Source organism: Streptomyces sp. NPDC001068, assembly GCF_042897315.1.
GTDB lineage: Bacteria > Actinomycetota > Actinomycetes > Streptomycetales > Streptomycetaceae > Streptomyces.
Genome location: NZ_JBIAYD010000003.1, coordinates 633,138 through 650,610, shown reverse-complemented (window position 1 = coordinate 650,610; position 17,473 = coordinate 633,138). Strand labels below are relative to the sequence as shown.

The 17,473-nt window shown below is 71.1% G+C and carries 14 protein-coding genes; 8 read left to right on the top strand and 6 right to left on the bottom strand.

Going from position 1 to position 17,473, the window contains the following annotated elements:
* Positions 1-214 precede the first annotated feature (214 nt).
* The 3 genes from ACFY3I_RS12325 to ACFY3I_RS12315 all read left to right on the top strand — a co-directional run bounded on the left by ACFY3I_RS12325 (position 215) and on the right by ACFY3I_RS12315 (position 3,220).
* Positions 215-1,216: a helix-turn-helix domain-containing protein gene (locus ACFY3I_RS12325; RefSeq protein ID WP_390860493.1), complete on the top strand. Its 1,002-nt coding sequence runs from the start codon at positions 215-217 to the stop codon at positions 1,214-1,216.
* 301 nt (positions 1,217-1,517) lie between these two features.
* Positions 1,518-2,183: an RNA polymerase sigma factor gene (locus ACFY3I_RS12320; protein WP_365284037.1), complete on the top strand. Its 666-nt coding sequence runs from the start codon at positions 1,518-1,520 to the stop codon at positions 2,181-2,183.
* On the top strand, positions 2,183-3,220 hold the full coding sequence (locus tag ACFY3I_RS12315) for a hypothetical protein (protein WP_390860492.1): 1,038 nt from the start codon (positions 2,183-2,185) through the stop codon (positions 3,218-3,220). The genes ACFY3I_RS12320 and ACFY3I_RS12315 overlap by 1 nt, the downstream gene beginning before the upstream one ends.
* 218 nt (positions 3,221-3,438) lie before the next feature.
* Here the strand turns inward: ACFY3I_RS12315 and ACFY3I_RS12310 are convergent, their stop codons facing one another.
* Positions 3,439-4,347 carry a L,D-transpeptidase family protein gene (locus ACFY3I_RS12310; protein WP_390860491.1) on the bottom strand — a complete coding sequence of 303 codons (909 nt, stop codon included), beginning with the start codon at positions 4,345-4,347 and terminating at the stop codon, positions 3,439-3,441.
* A 123-nt stretch (positions 4,348-4,470) separates the two neighbouring features.
* On the opposite strand from ACFY3I_RS12310, the gene leuE reads away from it, so the two are divergent.
* A complete protein-coding gene (leuE, locus tag ACFY3I_RS12305) occupies positions 4,471-5,127 on the top strand; it encodes a leucine efflux protein LeuE (protein WP_390860490.1) in 657 nt (218 codons plus the stop codon).
* Positions 5,128-5,144: 17 nt separating this feature from the next.
* Here the strand turns inward: leuE and ACFY3I_RS12300 are convergent, their stop codons facing one another.
* A complete protein-coding gene (locus ACFY3I_RS12300; protein ID WP_390860489.1) occupies positions 5,145-6,536 on the bottom strand; it encodes an FAD-dependent monooxygenase in 1,392 nt (463 codons plus the stop codon).
* A 71-nt stretch (positions 6,537-6,607) separates the two neighbouring features.
* On the opposite strand from ACFY3I_RS12300, the gene ACFY3I_RS12295 reads away from it, so the two are divergent.
* Positions 6,608-7,255, top strand: coding sequence for a TetR/AcrR family transcriptional regulator C-terminal domain-containing protein (locus ACFY3I_RS12295; protein WP_390860488.1), 648 nt, complete (start codon positions 6,608-6,610; stop codon positions 7,253-7,255).
* Positions 7,256-7,387: 132 nt separating this feature from the next.
* Here the strand turns inward: ACFY3I_RS12295 and ACFY3I_RS12290 are convergent, their stop codons facing one another.
* Together ACFY3I_RS12290 and ACFY3I_RS12285 are read right to left on the bottom strand one after the other, a co-directional pair.
* Positions 7,388-7,795 carry a hypothetical protein gene (locus ACFY3I_RS12290; RefSeq protein WP_390860487.1) on the bottom strand — a complete coding sequence of 136 codons (408 nt, stop codon included), beginning with the start codon at positions 7,793-7,795 and terminating at the stop codon, positions 7,388-7,390.
* A gap of 446 nt (positions 7,796-8,241) precedes the next feature.
* Complete coding sequence (locus ACFY3I_RS12285) at positions 8,242-9,372, bottom strand: acyltransferase family protein (RefSeq protein ID WP_390860486.1); 1,131 nt, start codon at positions 9,370-9,372, stop codon at positions 8,242-8,244.
* A gap of 261 nt (positions 9,373-9,633) precedes the next feature.
* Between ACFY3I_RS12285 and ACFY3I_RS12280 the strand changes: the two genes are divergently transcribed.
* Together ACFY3I_RS12280 and ACFY3I_RS12275 are read left to right on the top strand one after the other, a co-directional pair.
* Positions 9,634-11,094, top strand: coding sequence for a glycosyltransferase family 29 protein (locus ACFY3I_RS12280; protein ID WP_390860485.1), 1,461 nt, complete (start codon positions 9,634-9,636; stop codon positions 11,092-11,094).
* Positions 11,091-13,409, top strand: a complete 2,319-nt coding sequence (locus tag ACFY3I_RS12275; RefSeq protein WP_390860484.1) for a glycosyltransferase — start codon at positions 11,091-11,093, stop codon at positions 13,407-13,409. The genes ACFY3I_RS12280 and ACFY3I_RS12275 overlap by 4 nt, the downstream gene beginning before the upstream one ends.
* A gap of 160 nt (positions 13,410-13,569) precedes the next feature.
* On the opposite strand, the gene ACFY3I_RS12270 is transcribed toward ACFY3I_RS12275, so the two are convergent.
* Together ACFY3I_RS12270 and ACFY3I_RS12265 are read right to left on the bottom strand one after the other, a co-directional pair.
* Positions 13,570-14,904: a polysialyltransferase family glycosyltransferase gene (locus tag ACFY3I_RS12270; RefSeq protein ID WP_390860483.1), complete on the bottom strand. Its 1,335-nt coding sequence runs from the start codon at positions 14,902-14,904 to the stop codon at positions 13,570-13,572.
* Positions 14,901-15,878: a glycosyltransferase family 2 protein gene (locus ACFY3I_RS12265; RefSeq protein ID WP_365284057.1), complete on the bottom strand. Its 978-nt coding sequence runs from the start codon at positions 15,876-15,878 to the stop codon at positions 14,901-14,903. Before ACFY3I_RS12265 ends, ACFY3I_RS12270 begins: the two co-directional genes overlap by 4 nt.
* Before the next feature lie 198 nt (positions 15,879-16,076).
* Here ACFY3I_RS12265 and ACFY3I_RS12260 point away from each other — a divergent pair, with 198 nt between their 5' ends.
* Positions 16,077-17,423: a DUF6716 putative glycosyltransferase gene (locus ACFY3I_RS12260; RefSeq protein ID WP_390860482.1), complete on the top strand. Its 1,347-nt coding sequence runs from the start codon at positions 16,077-16,079 to the stop codon at positions 17,421-17,423.
* Positions 17,424-17,473: the final 50 nt, after the last annotated feature.

Sequence of the window (17,473 nt, the reverse complement as noted above, 5' to 3'; positions counted from 1 at the left end):
CGCCGCGGGGCCCCGGGGCCGGCCGCGGGTCGCCGGCGCCTGCCGCCCCCGGGGGGGCTCGCCACCCGGCTGCCGGGGTTGCGGCCCCGGGCGGGGGGGGGGGGGGGCGGGGGGCCCCCCGGCCCGGGCGCCCGCCACCTCGTCCGGACCAGGAGCACCGACCGCAGGGGCAGCCGGAGGCGACGGATCCGGCAGGGACCGAGGGAGATTGCCGATGCTTGAGGCGGCGGGCCTGACGGCCGTCGAGGAGACGGTGTACCGCCTCCTGGTCGCGACCAGGACGGCCTCGGCCCGCGAGCTGGCGGAGCAGAGCGAACTCCAGCAGCACGGGATGGAGGCGGTGCTGGCGGCACTCACCGGCAAGGGGCTCGCCAGCCCCACCGACAACGACCCGTCCCAGTACTCCGCCGTTCCCCCGGACGTGGCGCTGCTGCCCCGGCTCCAGCGGCGTACCGACGAACTGGACAAGGCCCGCAGCACCGTCGGCGATCTCCTGGACCTCTACCGCACCACCCGGCGCCGTCAGGACGCCGGCCAGCTGATCGAGGTGATCACCGGCGCCGAGTCGTTGCGGCAGCACCTGAGGCAGATGCAGGACAACGCCCGGCACGAGATGCTGTGGTTCTGCAAGGCCCAGTACGTCGCCATGCCGTCGGGAAGCAACCGGGCCGAGTACGACGCGCTGGCCCGCGGGGTGCGTTACCGCGTCCTGTACGAGCAGGCCTTCTTCGACGACGACAACGCCATCGACAACGTGATCGAGGGCGTGCGGGCCGGTGAACTCGCCCGCAGCGTCCCGCACCTGCCGCTGCGTCTGGCGGTCGCCGACCGGGAGATGGCCATCTGCCCCCTGGTGCCCGGCGGTCCGCAGGGTTCCCCCGGCGAGCCGACGGCCGCCCTGGTCCGCGGCAGCAGTCTCCTGGAGGCGCTCACCTCGCTCTTCGAGCGCTACTGGGAAACCGCTGTCCCCCTGAACCTCAGCGCGTCGGGCACCATTCCGGACGCCAGGGCCGCGCAGTCGGGCGACCCGCTCTCCGAGACCGACCGCCGGCTCCTGTCCCTCCTCGTGACGGGCGTCGCCGACAAGACGATCGCCAGTCAGATGGGTCTGAGCCGCCGGACGATACAACGCCACATCCAGCGGATGATGTCCCTGGCGGGCGCCACCACCCGCATGCAGCTCGCCTGGCAGGCGGCGCGCCGCGGCTGGCTCTGAGAGTGCCGCGGCCCGACGGCGGCCCTGACCGGGGCAACGGCCGGGGCCGCCACCCCCCACAGGAGAGGCCCCGGCCGTCGCGCGGCACGGACCGCGCGGCGGCCCGTACTCTGTTCAGCGCCATGAGTGCGTTTTCTGTCACACCCCGTGGCGTCACGAGTTAGTTGCACTTTGTACTGGCGTGGACGGCGAGCGGTTTCAGGCCGTAACGTGCCTTTCGCGTCGAGCGCGAGTACATGATCACTGCAATGATCGGCGGCTGCGTCGTAGCCGCGACCGACCACTTTCTGGGGAACGACGGGTGCTGGGGGACGACGCGGAGTTGACCGCCGCGGTGCGTGCGGCACAGGACGGGGACGAAACCGCCTTCCGCATCGTCTATCGCGCGGTGCAGCCGCGCCTGCTCGGGTACGTCCGCACCCTGGTCGGTGATCCGGACGCCGAGGACGTGGCCTCCGAGGCCTGGCTGCAGATAGCCCGCGACCTCGACCGGTTCGAGGGCGACGCGGACCGGTTCCGCGGCTGGGCCGCCCGGATCGCCCGCAACCGCGCCCTCGACCACATACGGATGCGCGGCCGCCGCCCCGCGATAGGCGGCGACGAGAGCGAACTGACCGGCCGGGCAGCCGAGTCGGACACGGCCGGCGAGGCCATCGAGGCGCTGGCCACCGGCTCCGCCCTCTCCCTCATCGCCCGGCTGCCCCAGGACCAGGCCGAGGCGGTCGTCCTCAGGGTCGTCATGGGTCTCGACGCCAAGACCGCCGCCGACACCCTCGGCAAACGCGCCGGTGCCGTCCGCACCGCCGCCCACCGGGGCCTGAAGAAACTCGCGGAGCTGCTCGGCGCCGACCCGGAGCAGGCGGCCGTCGTCCTGGACGCGCTCCCGCCCCAGCGAGAACCGAAGGATCGTGCGGTGACGTCCGCCACTGTGACGCATACGCGTTCGCGGACGCAGAAGGACATGTGATGGCCGACGAGCAGGACAAGTGGCTGGACCGGGTGACGGCGGAACGTCTGCTGCGCGGTGAGTCGCTGGAAGCCGTCGACGACTCCGCCCGTGACCAGGCAGAACGTCTGTCCAGGGTGCTGGCGGGGCTCTCCGTGCCGGCCGTGCCGGACACCGTCGAACTCCCAGGTGAGGAAGGCGCGCTGGCTGCCTTCCGCAAAGCGCGCGAATCCGCCGGGGACGAGTGGACCTCCGTGGCACGGCAGCCGGGCGGACCGGCGCGGGGTTCCGACGCGGGCCTCATCCGCATCGGCGCGGGCCCCCGGTCGCCCCGTGTGCCGGGCTGGGCCCGTCCCGCCCGGTTCGTCCTGGCCGCCGCCCTGGCCGCCGGCATGCTCGGCGGGGTCGCGGTGGCGGCCGGCACCGGCGCGCTGCCGTCGCCGTTCGGCGGCCGGCATCCCGCGCCGGGCGCCTCGGTCTCGGCCGCCGGCACCCCGGTGCGCCCGCAGGACTCGCCCTCCACCGAGTCCCTGCTCGGCGGCGAGAGCGGTGCGCCCTCCACGGAGGTCACCCCCCGCGGCCCGGTGCGGCCCTCGCCCGATCCGTCCGGCGGGCCGAAGGGCCCGAAGACCGGGTCGGCCGGCACCCCGGGGAAGAGGTGGAAGCGCGCGCTGACGTTCTGCCGTGACATCCGGGACGGCAGGTCCCTGGGCAACGACCGCAGGCGTGCCCTGGAGGGGATGGCGGGCGGCTCCGCACGGGTCGACGGGTTCTGCAAGGCGCTGCTCGGTGTCGGCGCGGCCGGCCGGGGCGGCGTCTCCGACGTGGACAAGGGTGACGGCAACGGCCGGGACGGCCGCAACGAGGGCTCCGGCGGAAACGGCGGCGGCAACGGCCGGGGCGGGGACGACGAGGGCCGGCCCGGCCGGCCCGGCCGGCACGGCGACGGCCGTCACCACCGGCAGTCCGGTGCGGCCCTGCCCGCGCCGGGTGCCCTCGCCCCCGCGCCGCCGGGGTCTCACATGGCCTCGCCGGACCCCACTTACAGTGCGCTTTGACCTTTAGATACCGCTGTGACCTGCGATTTCGAAACCCGCTGAACTTTTTTCCGGCAGGGTGTGACGTTTTCAGCGGCGACGGCGCTGAAGAGAGTGAGCCGACTGGTCATCGGCCGTCGCACAGAGCCGGGGTTCCCCCCGTACCCGTGGCTCGTGCAATCGGCGCGGGCGGGACACGTTCCCCCGGTCCCGCCCGCGCCCCGCACGTCCTCCGGCACTCACCAGTAGACGACGACCTTGTCGCCGTCGCGCACCTGAGCGAAGAGCGCCGAGACGGCAGCCTCGTCCCGGACGTTGACGCAGCCGTGCGAGCCGCCCGCGTACCCCCGGGCCGCGAAGTCGTAGGAGTAGTGCACCGCTTGGCCGCCGCTGAAGAACATCGCGTACGGCATCGGTGAGTGATAGAGCGTCGACACATGGTGGCGTGACTTCCAGTAGATGTGGAACACACCTTCACGGGTCGGGGTGTACTGGGCCCCGAAGCGCACCGACATCGTCGACACCGTCTGCCCGTCGACCATCCAGCGCAGCGTCCGGCTGGTCTTGCTGATGCACAGCACCCGCCCGGTCAGGCACCGCGGATCGGGCGCGGCGGCCGGCTGACCGCCCATCAGGTACAACTCCCACTTCCCCGGCGTGTGCGTCATCCGCCGCAGCCGCTGCCAGGTCACCGCGTCGGTCTCGCCCGTCCGAGGCAGTCCGCGCTTGCCCTGGAAGCCCTTGACGGCCTCGGCGGTGAGGTCGTCGTACGTCCCCGTCGGGCCGTCGAACAGCCAGGCGGCCTGGCGCAGCCGGGCCTGCAGTTCACGCACGCCGGTGCCGGTGTCCCCGCGGGTGAAGACGATGTGCGGCGGGGTGGTCTCGACGACGGACGGCGTCGGGGCGGCGGCCGCACCGGACGGCCGGCCCGACGGGCCACCGGGTGCCTGGCCGCTCGTCGTGCCGGGCGCCGGGCTGTGCGGGAGTTCGAAATGGACGGGCGAGTTCCCCTTGCCGTCCCCGCCGCCCGAGCCGTCGGGCGGCTGCACGGTGCAGGCGCAGAGCGCGGCGAGTGCCGCGAGCGCGGCGGCCGAGGCGAGCGCGCCGGCGGGCCGCCCCACGACCCCTGAGTACCCCGAGACCTTCATGCCGAGGATGCTTCCCCGCGTGACCGCCGTCGAACAACGGAACCGGGCCGGAAGGGGGAGAGGCGCCGGTGCCCGGGAGGAGAGGCGCCGTCGTTGTCGTACCCCCGTGCGAGACTTCTTCGTATGTTCGGTGTCATCGATCTCCCCACCTACCTGGCGGGCCTCGTCCTGATCGTCCTGCTGCCCGGCCCCAACTCGCTGTACGTGCTCTCGGTCGCCGCCCGCCAGGGCGTGCGGGCCGGTTACACCGCCGCCGCGGGCGTGTGGTGCGGCGACACCGTGCTGATGACGCTGTCCGCCGCCGGGGTGGCCTCGCTGCTCCAGGCCAACGCCGTGCTGTTCGGGATCGTGAAGTACGCCGGCGCCGGCTATCTGACCTGGCTGGCGGTCGGAATGCTGCGGGCCGCCCGCTCGATGTGGCGGACCCGCCGGGAGCGCGCGGCCGAGGCGACCGGCCCGGTGGCGGACGCCGTCACGCAGGAGCGGCCGTACCGCCGTGCCCTGGTGATCAGCCTCTTCAACCCGAAGGCGATCCTGTTCTTCGTCGCCTTCTTCGTGCAGTTCGTGGACCCGGGGTACGCCTATCCGGCGCTGTCCTTCGTCGTCCTCGGGGCCTTCGCCCAGCTGGCCAGCTTCCTCTACCTGACCGCCCTGATATTCAGCGGCACCAGGCTGGCCGCCGCCTTCCGCCGCCGCAAGCGGCTGGCGGCGACGGCGACCTCGGCGGCGGGGGCGCTGTTCCTGGGCTTCGCGGTGAAGCTGACCCTGGCGAGCGCCTGAGCCGCCCGAGCCGGCCCTCAGGCGTCCTGCGCGGTACCGGACGCCCCGGTGCGCGCCGCGTACTCGCGCAGCCCGTCGGACGCCGTCTCCCCGGCCCAGCCCACGTAGCCGTCGGGCCTGACGAGGAACAGGCCGGGGCCGTAGGAGCCGGGCGCCGGCAGGCCGCGGAAGCCGTCCACCGGCTCCGGGGCCAGCAGGGTCCAGTGCGGTCCCCGGAAGGCGTCGAACATCCGCACCCCGTCCGCGTTGTGTCCGTCCGGCGCCCGGTCGCCCGCCCGCACCGGCCCCGGCCGCGTCCGGGTCTCCGCCGTCAGCGAGGACTCCCGGTAGCCGATCCCCAGCTGGACCGTCGCCTCGCCGCGCCGTACCTCGCCGCGGTGGACGCCCGTCGACAGGTCCAGCATGGCGGCGGCGTTCGCGCGGCGCTCCTCCTCGTAGGTGTCCAGAAGCGCGTCCGGGGCGTCGCCGGCGAGTACGGCTGACAGCTTCCAGCCCAGGTTGTAGGCGTCCTGGACGCTGGTGTTCAGTCCCTGGCCGCCGGCCGGGGAGTGCACGTGGGCGGCGTCTCCGGCCAGGAAGACCCGGCCCGCCCGGAAGCGGTCGGCCAGGGCGGCGCGCGGGCGGAAGTCGGAAGCCCAGCGCAGTTCGGTGACGTCCGACGGGGAGAGGTGGCTGTAGGCCGACACCAGCTCGCGCAGGCCCGCGAGGGACAGGTCGGGCTCGGTGCCCTCGGGCAGCTTGGCGCCCAGCTGGAAGTCGTCCGTGCCGGCCAGCGGGCACAGGGCGACGCCGCCCCCGTCGTCGCCGGCGAAGACGTGCCAGTGGTCGCGGTCGAGGCCCCGCACGCGCAGGTCGGCCACGAGGAAGGGGTTCGGGTCGACCGACTCGCCGGTCATCCCGACACCCACGGCGCGCCGTACGGCCGACCGGCCCCCGTCCGCCGCCACCACGTAGCGCGCCCGTAGGGTCCGGCCGTCGGCGAAGCGCGCGCTCACCCCGTCCGTGTCCTGCTCCAGCCCCGTCAGCGTCCGCCCGAACCCGACCCGGCCGCCCAGCTCCAGCAGCCGGGCGTACAGCACCTCCTGCGTCCGCCACTGCGCGACCATCAGCGGCTCGGTGTACGGCGCGCCCTCGTCCGCCGCCACCGCGTCGAACATCGGCTGTGTCTTCAGCCGTTCGCCGTCCTTCCAGAACAGCTGGGGCGGGTAGGTGCCGCCGGCCGCGCGCAGCGCCTCGCGCACCCCGAGGTCGTCGAAGACCTCCTGGGTGCGGGGCTGGATCCCCTTGCCCCGGGATCCGGGGAACAGCCTCTCGCCCGCCTCCACGACCAGCGCGTCCACTCCGCGCCGGGCGAGGTCGATGCCGAGGGTGAGTCCGGTGGGGCCCGCGCCCACGATCAGGACGTCCATCGCCTGTCTCCTTAACGTTGTTAAGTTCCGTTGACGGCAAGGCTGCACTTAACGCTGTTAAGCTGTCAAGTGTGAGTACCGAACGACGTGCGCCCCTCGACCGCCGCCGGGTCGCGGACACCGCCCTGCGCCTGCTGAACGAGGTCGGCCTGGACGGGCTGACCCTGCGGGCCATCGCCAGGGAGCTGGACGTCAAGGCGCCCGCCCTGTACTGGCACTTCAAGGACAAGCAGGCGCTGCTCGACGAGATGGCGACCGAGATGTACCGGCGGATGGTCGCGGACGCGCGGGTCGACCCCTCCGGCACCTGGCAGGACGTGCTGCGCACCATGAGCGGCGGGCTGCGCGCGGCCCTGCTCGGCTACCGCGACGGCGCCAAGGTCTACAGCGGCTCACGCTTCACGGGTGTCGACCACGCGCCCGAACAGGAGGCGTACCTGCGCGTCATGACGGAGGCCGGCTTCACCCTCGCCCAGGCGGCCGTGATCGGCGCGACCGTGAACTCGTACACCATCGGCTTCGTCACGGAGGAGCAGGGCGTCCAGCCCCTCCCCGGTGAACGCCGGGAGGGCTACGACGTGGAGGAGCGGGCCCGCCTGCTGGCCGACTTCCCCCTGTCGGCGGCGGCGGGCCGGGAGATCTTCACCGACTACGACGGGCAGTTCGAGGCGGGCCTGGAGATCGTCGTCGCGGGTGTCGGGGCGCGGTACGGCCGGTGACGGGGAATTCCGTGGAACGGTGAGGGGAAAGTGGCGGAAAATCGGCCGCCGCGGTGAATGGGGCGGGGTGGAAAAACCCGTTCCCGGGCGGTCGTGGAACCGCCCGGGAACGGGTTCTGGGTTTCGTGGGAATCAGCAGTGGTCGGTGTTCGTCCCGTACCAGCCGCCCCAGGTGTTGGTCGCGTAGTCGTCATAGTTGCAGTAGTAGTTTCCGGCCGCCGTCACGACCTTCACGGCCTTGCCGGCGGAGGTCTCGAAGTAGCCGACCGTGGCCAGGGCCTTTCCGTTGCCCGGCATTTCCTTCCAGCCGCCGGCACCGGACCAGGTGTGCCAGATGGTCCCCGAGGGGGCGACTCCGAAGCATTCGTCGGGCCCGTACTGCCAGTCCACGAAGTCGGCGCCGTAGTCGTTGAAGTTTCCCGAGTACCCGAAACAGGTGGCGGACGCGGCGGACGCGGGTGTGGTGGAGATCCCCACGGCGCCGAACGCGGCCAGTGACACCACAGCGGCAGCGGCCGACAGGCGGAAACGAGACTTCACGAGCTCTCCTCTGTTCGGTTCGATCTTGCCGGGCTTGTTCCGGGCTCACGCTAGATCTGGCGAAGTCGATCTCACAAGCACGGTTGTCGGCCGCTCGCGACAATGGGAGGGAGAGCTTCCGGGTACGGCACGGGGACGTGGAATTCAGCTCGAATTCGCCCGGCGTGTCCGGCGCGCGGAACGCAATGCGGGCCAATGCGGGAAAAGGAGGGTGAACGGGTGCCGCGGGCCGTCCGTCGCCACACCCGGTCTCCTCGGCCGTTGAGTCCAGAAATGCCGGGCAAAGGAGGCATCCGGCGTGGCCGATAAGGTGTGCGGGGGCAAAAGCGCGGCCGAGTCAAATCATTTTCCGTGAGGGCACCTTACCGACGAGCTGTGGCCTGTCGGCAAGGTGCCGGATCGGGTGTCCCCGGTAACGCGGACCGGGTCCGCGCGGACCCGGTCGGCTAAACCGGCCGCGGGGCGTGGGCGCGGTCCTTCAGCGCCGTTCTGAGCCGCGGCCCGAACGGCCGCTCCACGAAACGGTGGATCAGCCAGGCCAGGCCCAGCATGACCGCCACCGTCACCGCCAGCGTGGGCCACGGCGGCAGCCCCCAGCCCCGGTGCAGCACCCGGATCACGAACCAGCCCAGGTGCTCGTGCACCAGATAGAACGGATAGGTCAGCGCCCCGGCCGTGGTCAGCCACGGCCAGGCCGCCCACCGAGTCCAGCCGGCCGCCACCGCGGCCACCGCGGCGTAGGCGAGCGTGACGACCAGCATCACCACGTACGGGTCCCGCGGCGACCCGGTGTGCCACAGCCCCGCCGTGGCCGCGCGCAGTCCCAGGATCCAGGAGAGCGCCACGATGCCCCAGGGCAGCAGCCCGCCGCCGAAACGGTGCACGAGATAGAGGGCCAGGCCGCCGACGAAGTACGGGGCGTACTGCGGCATGACGACCAGGTCGGTCCAGGGGCCGCCGGCCGAGGTGCCGAGCACCGCGGCGAGGATCCACACCGAGCAGAACAGCACCACCCGGCGGTAGGTCACACCGGGCAGCACGACGAGGAGCGCGAAGAGGGCGTAGAAGCGCACCTCGACCCAGAGGGTCCAGCAGACGCCGAGGACCCGGGGCGCGCCCATCGGCTGTTGCAGCATGGTCAGGTTCACCAGGAACTCGTCGAGCCGGACCGCGTGGACCACGGCGGGCAGGACCAGACTGGCGCCGGTGACCAGCGCCAGCGCGACCCAGTAGGCGGGATACAGGCGGGCGACCCGGGAGCGGAAGAAGTCGCCGAGGGGGCGGCCCCAGCTGCTCATGCAGATCACGAAGCCGCTGATGACGAAGAAGAACTCGACACCGAGACAGCCGTAGACGGCGGCCCGGGACAGGGTCGGAAAGACCTGGGTGGGGTTCTGGTGCCAGGACGCGGAAACCACTCCGCCGCGCCCCGCGTAGTGGTAGAGGCAGACCATCAGCGCGGCCACGAGCCGCAGTCCGTCGAGGGCCAGGAGTCGGGGGCGGGGTCGTCCGGGTGGGGCCGGTGCGACCGCGATATTCGCAGGCGGGAGCGGTTGTGTGGGGGTTGCGAGAGCCATGGTCCGAGACGCCTACCCGGACGCGGGAGGTTAATCATCCGATCTGTTCACAGGTCCCCGGGAGGTGGGAACGCGGATACCGTCACCTGGGGGAACCATGGGGAGTGCGCGGTGAACCTGCTAACCATTCTCTTACAGGTCGGTGTTCGTTAACCATATGGTCGTTTTGGCTTTCTAGTTTCTCCATCCATCCCCCCCGTGCGGGGCACCCCACCACACACAGCAGTTGCACAAGCTTTGCTTGGCAAAATCAGGAGAGCTATGACGAGGGTCCAGAACAGGCGGGCACCTGCGCGCGGAGGGGAGCTCGAAGACTGCCTGCACGCCTGCGCTGTGCACAGCGGCAAGGTCGTCGGCAGCCTCGACCGCCGTCGCGCGGAGCTGGCGGAGCAGCTGCGCAAGCTGCTGGTGGTCGTCGCCACGGAAGGCACCACCACGCCCGCGCCCGCCCCGGCCGGAGGCGCGACGGCGCTGCTCAAGCGCGCCGTCAAGGGCGCGGCGAGCCCGGCGGGCGGTATCAACAACGACCTGCTGGACGCCCTGCTCGCGGTCGCCAACAAGGCCCTGGAGTGCGGTTACAACGACGAGTTGAACCTCGCCCTGGTGATCAGCGACACCGTGCTCGCGCAGCGCAAGAACTCCCGCGCCGGCTGGCGCCTGCGGGCCCGCATCCTGGAGGGCCTCGGCGAGGAGAGCGAGGCCGTCGAGGCCTACGAGCGCTACCTCGAGCTCACCAAGGAGGACGGCTTCGGCGTCGCCAACCGGATCTCCGGAATGCGCCGTGCCGCCGAACGCGAACGCGAACTCCTGGACCTCCTGGGCCGCCAGGTCCCCGCCGCCGCGGACCACGTCCGCGAGGCCGCCACCGCCACCTGGGCCGAGGGCCTCGCCCTGCACGCCGTCGGCGACTGGAAGGCCGCCGAGCCCCGCCTGGTGGGCGCCCTGCTCGCCCTGGCCGCCGACGAGGCGCCGGTGAACGACCGGCAGGAGCTGCTCAGCCAGTACCTCGACCTGCGCCTCGCCGAGGGCGGTGACGCCGGTCTCACCGAGGCCGTCGCGCTCTACTCCGAGCAGCGCCGGATCCGGATGCGCGGCCCGGTCGGCAACCCGACCGTCGACGGCGTGCAGTGGATCACCCTCGGGGAGTTCCGCAACCAGATCGCCGGCAAGTCGGTCTGCCTGATCGCCAACTCGGGCCGGGTGGGCGCGAGCGGCATGGGCAAGGAGATCGACGGCTACGACCTGGTCGTGCGCTTCAACTCGTACAAGATCGACCCGAAGCACACCGGCGAGCGCACCGACATCCACGTCAGCATCCACAAGCACGCCTTCAACTGGGAGAAGCCGGTGACCACCCGGCTGATCTTCGGCGGCGTCTCCGGTGACTGGAAGCACTCGCTGCGCAACAAGCTGGTGCCCGGCGCCCAGACGTACCTCGGTGACGAGTCGCTGCGCTGGCCGATGCGGAACATCGGGCAGATCAGCGCCGACGCCTGGTCGGGCATCCCGACCACGGGCTTCAACATGCTCTGGCTGCTGGACTTCCTCGACGTCAGCCCGACCCTGGACCTGATCGGGTTCGACTTCTACGAGAGCGGCGCCTACCGCGTGCAGGAGGCCATGAAGCTGGCCATCACCTCCGTGCACGAATACACCAGCGAGAAGGATTGGGTCATGCAGCGGGCCCAGAGCGTGAGCGACATGAGGATCTCCCTGCGATGACGACGACCTTCACCCCCGCGATACCCAACACCGACGCGAGCGCCCTCACCAAGAAGCGCCGGATCGCGTTCGCGTCCTACGTGGACGAGAACTACCTGCCCGGCTTCCTGGTCCTGCTGCGCAGCCTCGCCCTGTCCAACCCGGGCGTCTGCGAGGACTTCGTCGTGCTCTACGACGACCTGCGCCCGGCCTCCATCGCGAAGATCCGCGCCCTGCACCCGCGCATCGTGCTGCAGCGGGTCAACGACACGCACTACGACTCGTACGTCAAGGGCGACCAGGACAACTACCTGGTCCGCAAGGCGTACTTCATCCTCGACATCTTCCGGCTGCGCGACTACGACACGGTCATCACCCTGGACACCGACATGGTGGTCCTCGGTGGTCTCGGCGAGCTGCTGGAGCTGCGCGAGGGCCTCGCGGCCGTGCCCCAGTTCTTCTACGGGCAGCACAAGCTGAACTCCGGTCTTCTGGTGATCCAGAAGGAGTACCTGTCCGACGAGTTCTGCGAGAAGATCGACAAGACCGGCCGCAGCGGCGAGTACGAGCTGGACAAGCACGACCAGGGCATCCTGAACGCCGTCCTGGACGGCGACTTCGTCCGCCTCGACGCCAAGTACAACTTCGTCAAGCGGCGGCTCTCCGGCGACCTCCCGGTCCCCGAGGACACGAAGATCCTGCACTTCACCGGCCGCCACAAGCCGTGGCAGGGCGGCGAGAGCGGCTACGCGCAGGCGGAGGACCGCTGGCGCGAGTTCGAGATGACCGACGCCGAGTTCCACGCGGCCTACTTCGCCTCCTCCGGCGGCCTCCACCACGACCTGGTCGTCCACTTCGGCACTCCGCACGTCAAGCGCACCGGTGACGTGGAGATCGCCCGCAAGGTCGCCGCCGCGCACATCGCCTCCGGCGACTACCAGGACGCCGTGGACACCCTCAGCAGCGTCCGCATCCCGCTGGACGAGGCCTGGCCGCACGAGGTGCTCGGGCACGCCCTGATGAGCGTCTCCCGCTACGACGAGGCCAAGACCCAGCTGCTGCTGGCCAGCGCCGCCCCCAACCGGGCCGCGACCGCGTTCTCCCGGCTCGCCCAGATGGCCTGGGTGCACGGCGACAACACCGAGGCCCTGCGGTACGCCACCGCCGGCCTCACCGTCGACCCCACGCACCGCTCCAGCCGCCTGTGGGCGCAGCGCGCGGCCGCCGTCCCCTCCCAGGAGCTGGGCAGCGCCGAGGACCAGCTGGCGCACGTCGCGTTCTACATGGACCGGCAGGGCAACGCGGGCGACAAGCTGCTCCCGGAGACCGTCCGGCTCGGCTTCGGCCCGGACACCAGCTCCCGGCGCTGGCACTCGGTGCACGCCCACCGCTACTTCGACCAGGCCGCCCTGGAGCGGGTCAACGCCCGCCGGGGCCTGGTCATCGGCGGCGGCGGTCTGTTCATCCCGGACACCATGCCCAACGGCAACAGCGCCTGGCAGTGGAACGTCCCGGACGAGCACCTGCGTGCCATCGACGTCCCGATCATGATCTACGCGGTCGGCTTCAACGCCTTCGACGGCCAGTCCTACCGGGCGACCCGCTTCAACGAGAGCCTGCGGCTGCTGGTCGAGAAGTCCTCCTTCTTCGGCCTGCGCAACCACGGCTCCATCGCCAAGGTCCGCGGCATGCTCCCGCCGGAGCTGCAGGACAAGGTCGTCTTCCAGCCCTGCCCCACCACGGTCATGCGCCAGCTGGTGCCCGGCTGGACCGACCCGTCGTACCGCGAGGACACGGTGATGCTCAACGCGGCCTACGACCGCGCGGGGCTGCGCTTCGGCCACGACTACGCGCACTTCCTCGCCGAGATGGCGAAGGCCGTGCGCAAGATCGGCGCGCACACCGAGGTCAAGTGCGTGGCGCACTCCCTCGACGACGAGAAGATCGCCTTCGACCTGCGCCGCGAGCACGGCATCTCGCTCCCGGTCATCCCGATGTACGACTTCTCCAACGACGAGATCCGTGAGACGTACGCCAAGACCCGCCTGGTCATCGGCATGCGCGGGCACGCCGGCATGATCCCGTTCGGGGTCGGCACGCCCATCATCTCGCTGATCTCGCACCCGAAAATGGCGTACTTCCTGAACGACATCCAGCGGCCCGAGTGGGGCGTCTCGGTGCACGAGCGGGACCTCGGTGACATCCTCACCGAGCGCGCGATCGGCATCCTCGACAACCACAGCCGCACGGTCGCCGACGTGCACGACCGGCAGCAGCAGCTGTGGAAGGTCACCGAGGACAACGCGGCCACGATCAAGAAGATCCTGGGCCGGTAAACCCGAAGGGGCGGGTCCCGTTGACCGGGACCCGCCCCTGACCGGCGGCGCAGCCGCCGCCTGGGGGCGCGGGGCTGTATTGAATATGCGGCTACCGCCGCGCGGGCGCGACCAGCCACAACGGCGCCGCAGACGAAGTGATTCGGCGCTGCCGGCGGAGCTACCGCCGCACGACCCGCCGCAGATTCCGCGCCTTGCGGGCCATCCTCCGCACCGTCGCGTTGCGCGGCAGGAAGCCCAGCTGGGCCGGGACCCCGCCGGGCAGCGCGAGCGAGGTCAGGCGCTTGCGCTTGAAATAGCGGATGGTCGTGTCGCTGAGGTGCTTGGTGAGGTAGCGCTCGGTCTCGCCGCGCAGCTGCGGATGGATCTTCGGCTGCATCGCGAAGCCCACCGCGCGCAGCAGCTCGGTGAGCTCCTCGACGGTCAGCAGCGCGCGCTGCTCCTCGACGGCCTTGCGGTCGGTGAGCGAGGGCAGCAGCGCGTCGACGACGGTGACCGGGACGCGGTTGCTGTTCTCGTACGGGACGAGCTTGTCCAGGAGCGTGTCGGTGCCGATCCGGGCGGTCGGCAGGCCGTACAGCGCGGACGCGGTGAGCAGCGCGGTGGAGAAGCAGCCGACGACCAGCGCGGGGCGCATCTTCTGGTAGAGCACCTCGGCGAGGACCGTGGTGTCCAGGACGGTCAGGTCGACCCCGAGCTTCTCGGCCTCCTGCTCCAGGGTCCGCACGAAGCGGGCCGGGGCGGAGGGGTGCGGCTTGAAGACGACCTTGGTGTGGCCGAGTTCGACGGCGCCCTTGAGCATCCGGACGTGCAGGTTCTCCTCCTGTTCGGGGGAGAGGATGCCGAGCGCGGAGAGGTACTGGCCGAGCAGCAGGGCCGGTTCCTCGATCTGCGGCAGCTCGTCGCCGCTGGGCGCCAGTTCGGCCAGCACCTTGGTGAAGGCGGGGGTCGGCACGACCTCGCCGGGGACCCCGAACTCGGTGAGCAGCATCGGCTTCAGGCCCGGCACCAGGTCGAGGTGGAGGACCCGGTCCACGCGGGTGCCGACCAGCGGGTCGATCTTGTTGCGGGTCGGGCCGTAGCTCATCAGGCCGTCGGCGTAGACCGTGACCGGGGCGCCGGTGAACATCTGGGTGAGGCTCAGCGCGGGGTTGACCTGGATGGACTCGACGGCGAACTCCACGTCGTCGTCACCGAGCCGCCATTCGTGGCGCAGGAAGCGTTCCCACAGCGGGAGGTCCTCCAGGCGCGGGGCCCAGCCGCCCGGGTGGAACGGGAAGATCGTCTCGTTGTACGAGATCACGTCGTCGAAGCGGTCGCGCAGCTTCTCGAAGCCCGGTGCCTCGTCCAGGCCCGGGGTCGTCTCCGGGGTGGCCGCGTTGTTGCAGACCAGCAGGATGCGCCGGTCGGCCGGGCGGAAGGCGCCGGAGTCCAGGGCGGCGGCGAGGGTGGCCGTGCCGTAGAGGGTGGACGCCTGGAAGATCTGGGTGGTCACGCGGCGGCCCCCGCGGGAGCGGGACGGCGGCGCAGCCGGCGCAGCTTGGTGGCGCGCTCGAGGTCCATGGAGTCCAGGGCCTCGTCCAGCACGTCCTGCGGCATGCGCCGCAGCGCGGCGGCACTCATGGATTTCAGCTTCTTCGCCACCGCGGGCTCGAACCTTTCGATGGATCCCAGGTGATGGGAAATGATGGCGCAGTAGGTCCGGACGGCCTTCGGCAGGAGTTCCTTCGCGTCCGCGTCCTGTGCGGTTTCCTCGATCACCTGGTCGAACGCGCGAATGAAATCGAGCTGACGAACGTCTCCGATCTGCGTGAGTGACGAGGCTACGCCACGCCGGTAGAAGACGCCGAGCAGGTTCACCGCCGCGAAGGAATCCGCTTCACGGTGCAGCTTCCAGATCCATGGCCGGTCCTCGGCCGTCCGCAGCCCGTCCGTGAAATGGACGAGGCCCTTGTCCACCAGACGACGGTGATAGATCCCGGCCCACGCGTACGCGTAGTCGACGGAGGTCGTCTTGTCGGTCGGCAGGATCGCGTCCCGCGGGTTCATGACGGTGTTGCGGCGGCCGACCGGCACCCGGTGCACGACACGGGCGCGCGCGGTGCACTGCACATGGTCGGTGCGGACGAAGTCGCAGCCCAGCGACTCGATGGCGGCCACCAGGTCGGGGTAGTAGCCGGGCGCGAGCCAGTCGTCGCCGTCCAGGAAGGTGACGTACTCGCCGCGTGCTTTGTCGATGCCGGTGTTGCGCGCGGTGGCCAGCCCTCCGTTCAGCTCGTGTCTGACATGGACCGCGCCTGGCAGCTCGCGCTCTGCTCGCGCGAGAATCTCTGGCGTCCCGTCGGTCGAGCAGTCGTCGACGAGAATGAATTCGAAGTCCTCACGCGCGTTCGCGCGCAGGCTCCTCAGGGTGTCGGGCGCGTATTGCTGCACGTTGTAGAACGGCACGATGACGGAGAGCTTGACCACGTGGTGGACGTTAGAGGGGCGCCCGTCATCCGTCTTGACCGTTGTCTTGACTCCAGGTGAACGACGTGTGTCGAAGCTATGAATCAGGGCTTTTCCGGCGCTTATCCCGGGCTGATTCGCCATTCGGCGATGTGTTGTTAACCCTTTGTTGGATTCGGGTTGGGCAGATCCTCGGAATGGCTTCCTAGCGTCTTGGATGTGCCAGCAAGTGCAACGAAGACCCTGCGGGTGGCCGTCCTGGCGGATTCCGACACCCGGTGGAAGTGGGGTGCGCTCACCGCGAAGCGCCTGATCCCCGCCGAAGCCGACGGTTCGGACGTCCGGCTCGACGGCTACCTCCTGCGGGGCCGTGCCACCCCCACCGCCCGCCAGCTCCAGGAGGTCGGCGTCCACGCGGACTCGCTCCGCGAAGTGACGGCCGTCGAGTTCCTGCGTGCCATGGAAGCAGGCCCCGAGGACTCCGCGGGCACCGGGTCGTACGACATCCTCGTCCTCTCGCTCGTCGGCGGCGGGGTGCAGGCCATGCTGCACGGCCTGCGCAGCGCCTTCGCCGGCCGCGAGAAGCGGCCCGTCGTCGTCACCGGCTACGTCGGCGTCGTCTACGAGAAGCTCGCCGACGGCCTGCTGCTGCGGCACGGCGCGGACCTGGTCCTCGCCAACTCCCGCCAGGACGCGGACCGGTTCCGGGCCGTGTACGACGGGGTCGGCGCCGACTCCACCGCGGTCACCGAGGTCGCGCTGCCGTTCCTCGGCGGGGAGCCCTACGAGGGCGAACACCAGCCGTACACCGTGGTGTTCGCGGCCCAGCCCTCGGTCCCCGAGAGCCGCAAGGACCGTACGTACCTGCTCGACCGACTCATCCAGCACGCCCGCCGGCACCCCGAGCGGGAGGTGCTGCTCAAGCTGCGCTCCAAGCCCGGCGAGCACACCACGCACATCGAGGAACTGCCGTACCAGAAGCTGGTCCAGGGCAAGGACGTGCCCGCCAACTTCCGCCTGGTGTACGGGCACATGGGCGAGGTACTCGACCGCACGGACCTCCTGGTCACCATGAGCTCGACGGCCGCCCTGGAGGCCCTGCACCGGCGGATCCCCACCGTGGTCCTCACCGACCTCGGGGTCCGCGAGACGTTCGGCAACCACCACTTCGTCGGCTCCGGCTGCCTCGCCTCCTGGGACCAGCTCGACGCCGGACACCGCCCGGTGCCCGACGCCGAGTGGGTCTCACGGCAGGGTGTCGCCGCCGACGGTTCCTACGCCACCGCGTTCGACGCCGGCCGCGAGCGGATCGCCAAGCTGCTCGCCCGGCCCGGCGGCCTGCCGCCCCTGAACCCGTACTACACACCCGAGACCGCGCCCGGCTACCTGCCCGGCATCCTGGCCCGCCACCACCTCGGCCCCGACGGCGTGCCGCTGCCCGGCGCGCCCGCCGCCGACAAGGCGCCGGGCCCCGTCCGCCAGATCGTGCGCCGGGCGGCACGCGGCGCCTACCGCCACGGCGTCCAGCGGGTGGCCCCCGTGATCCGACGAATGGGAGAGCTGTGAGCGACCGGATCCCGAACCAGGCGTCGTCGGCGCCTGACGGACTTGAAGGA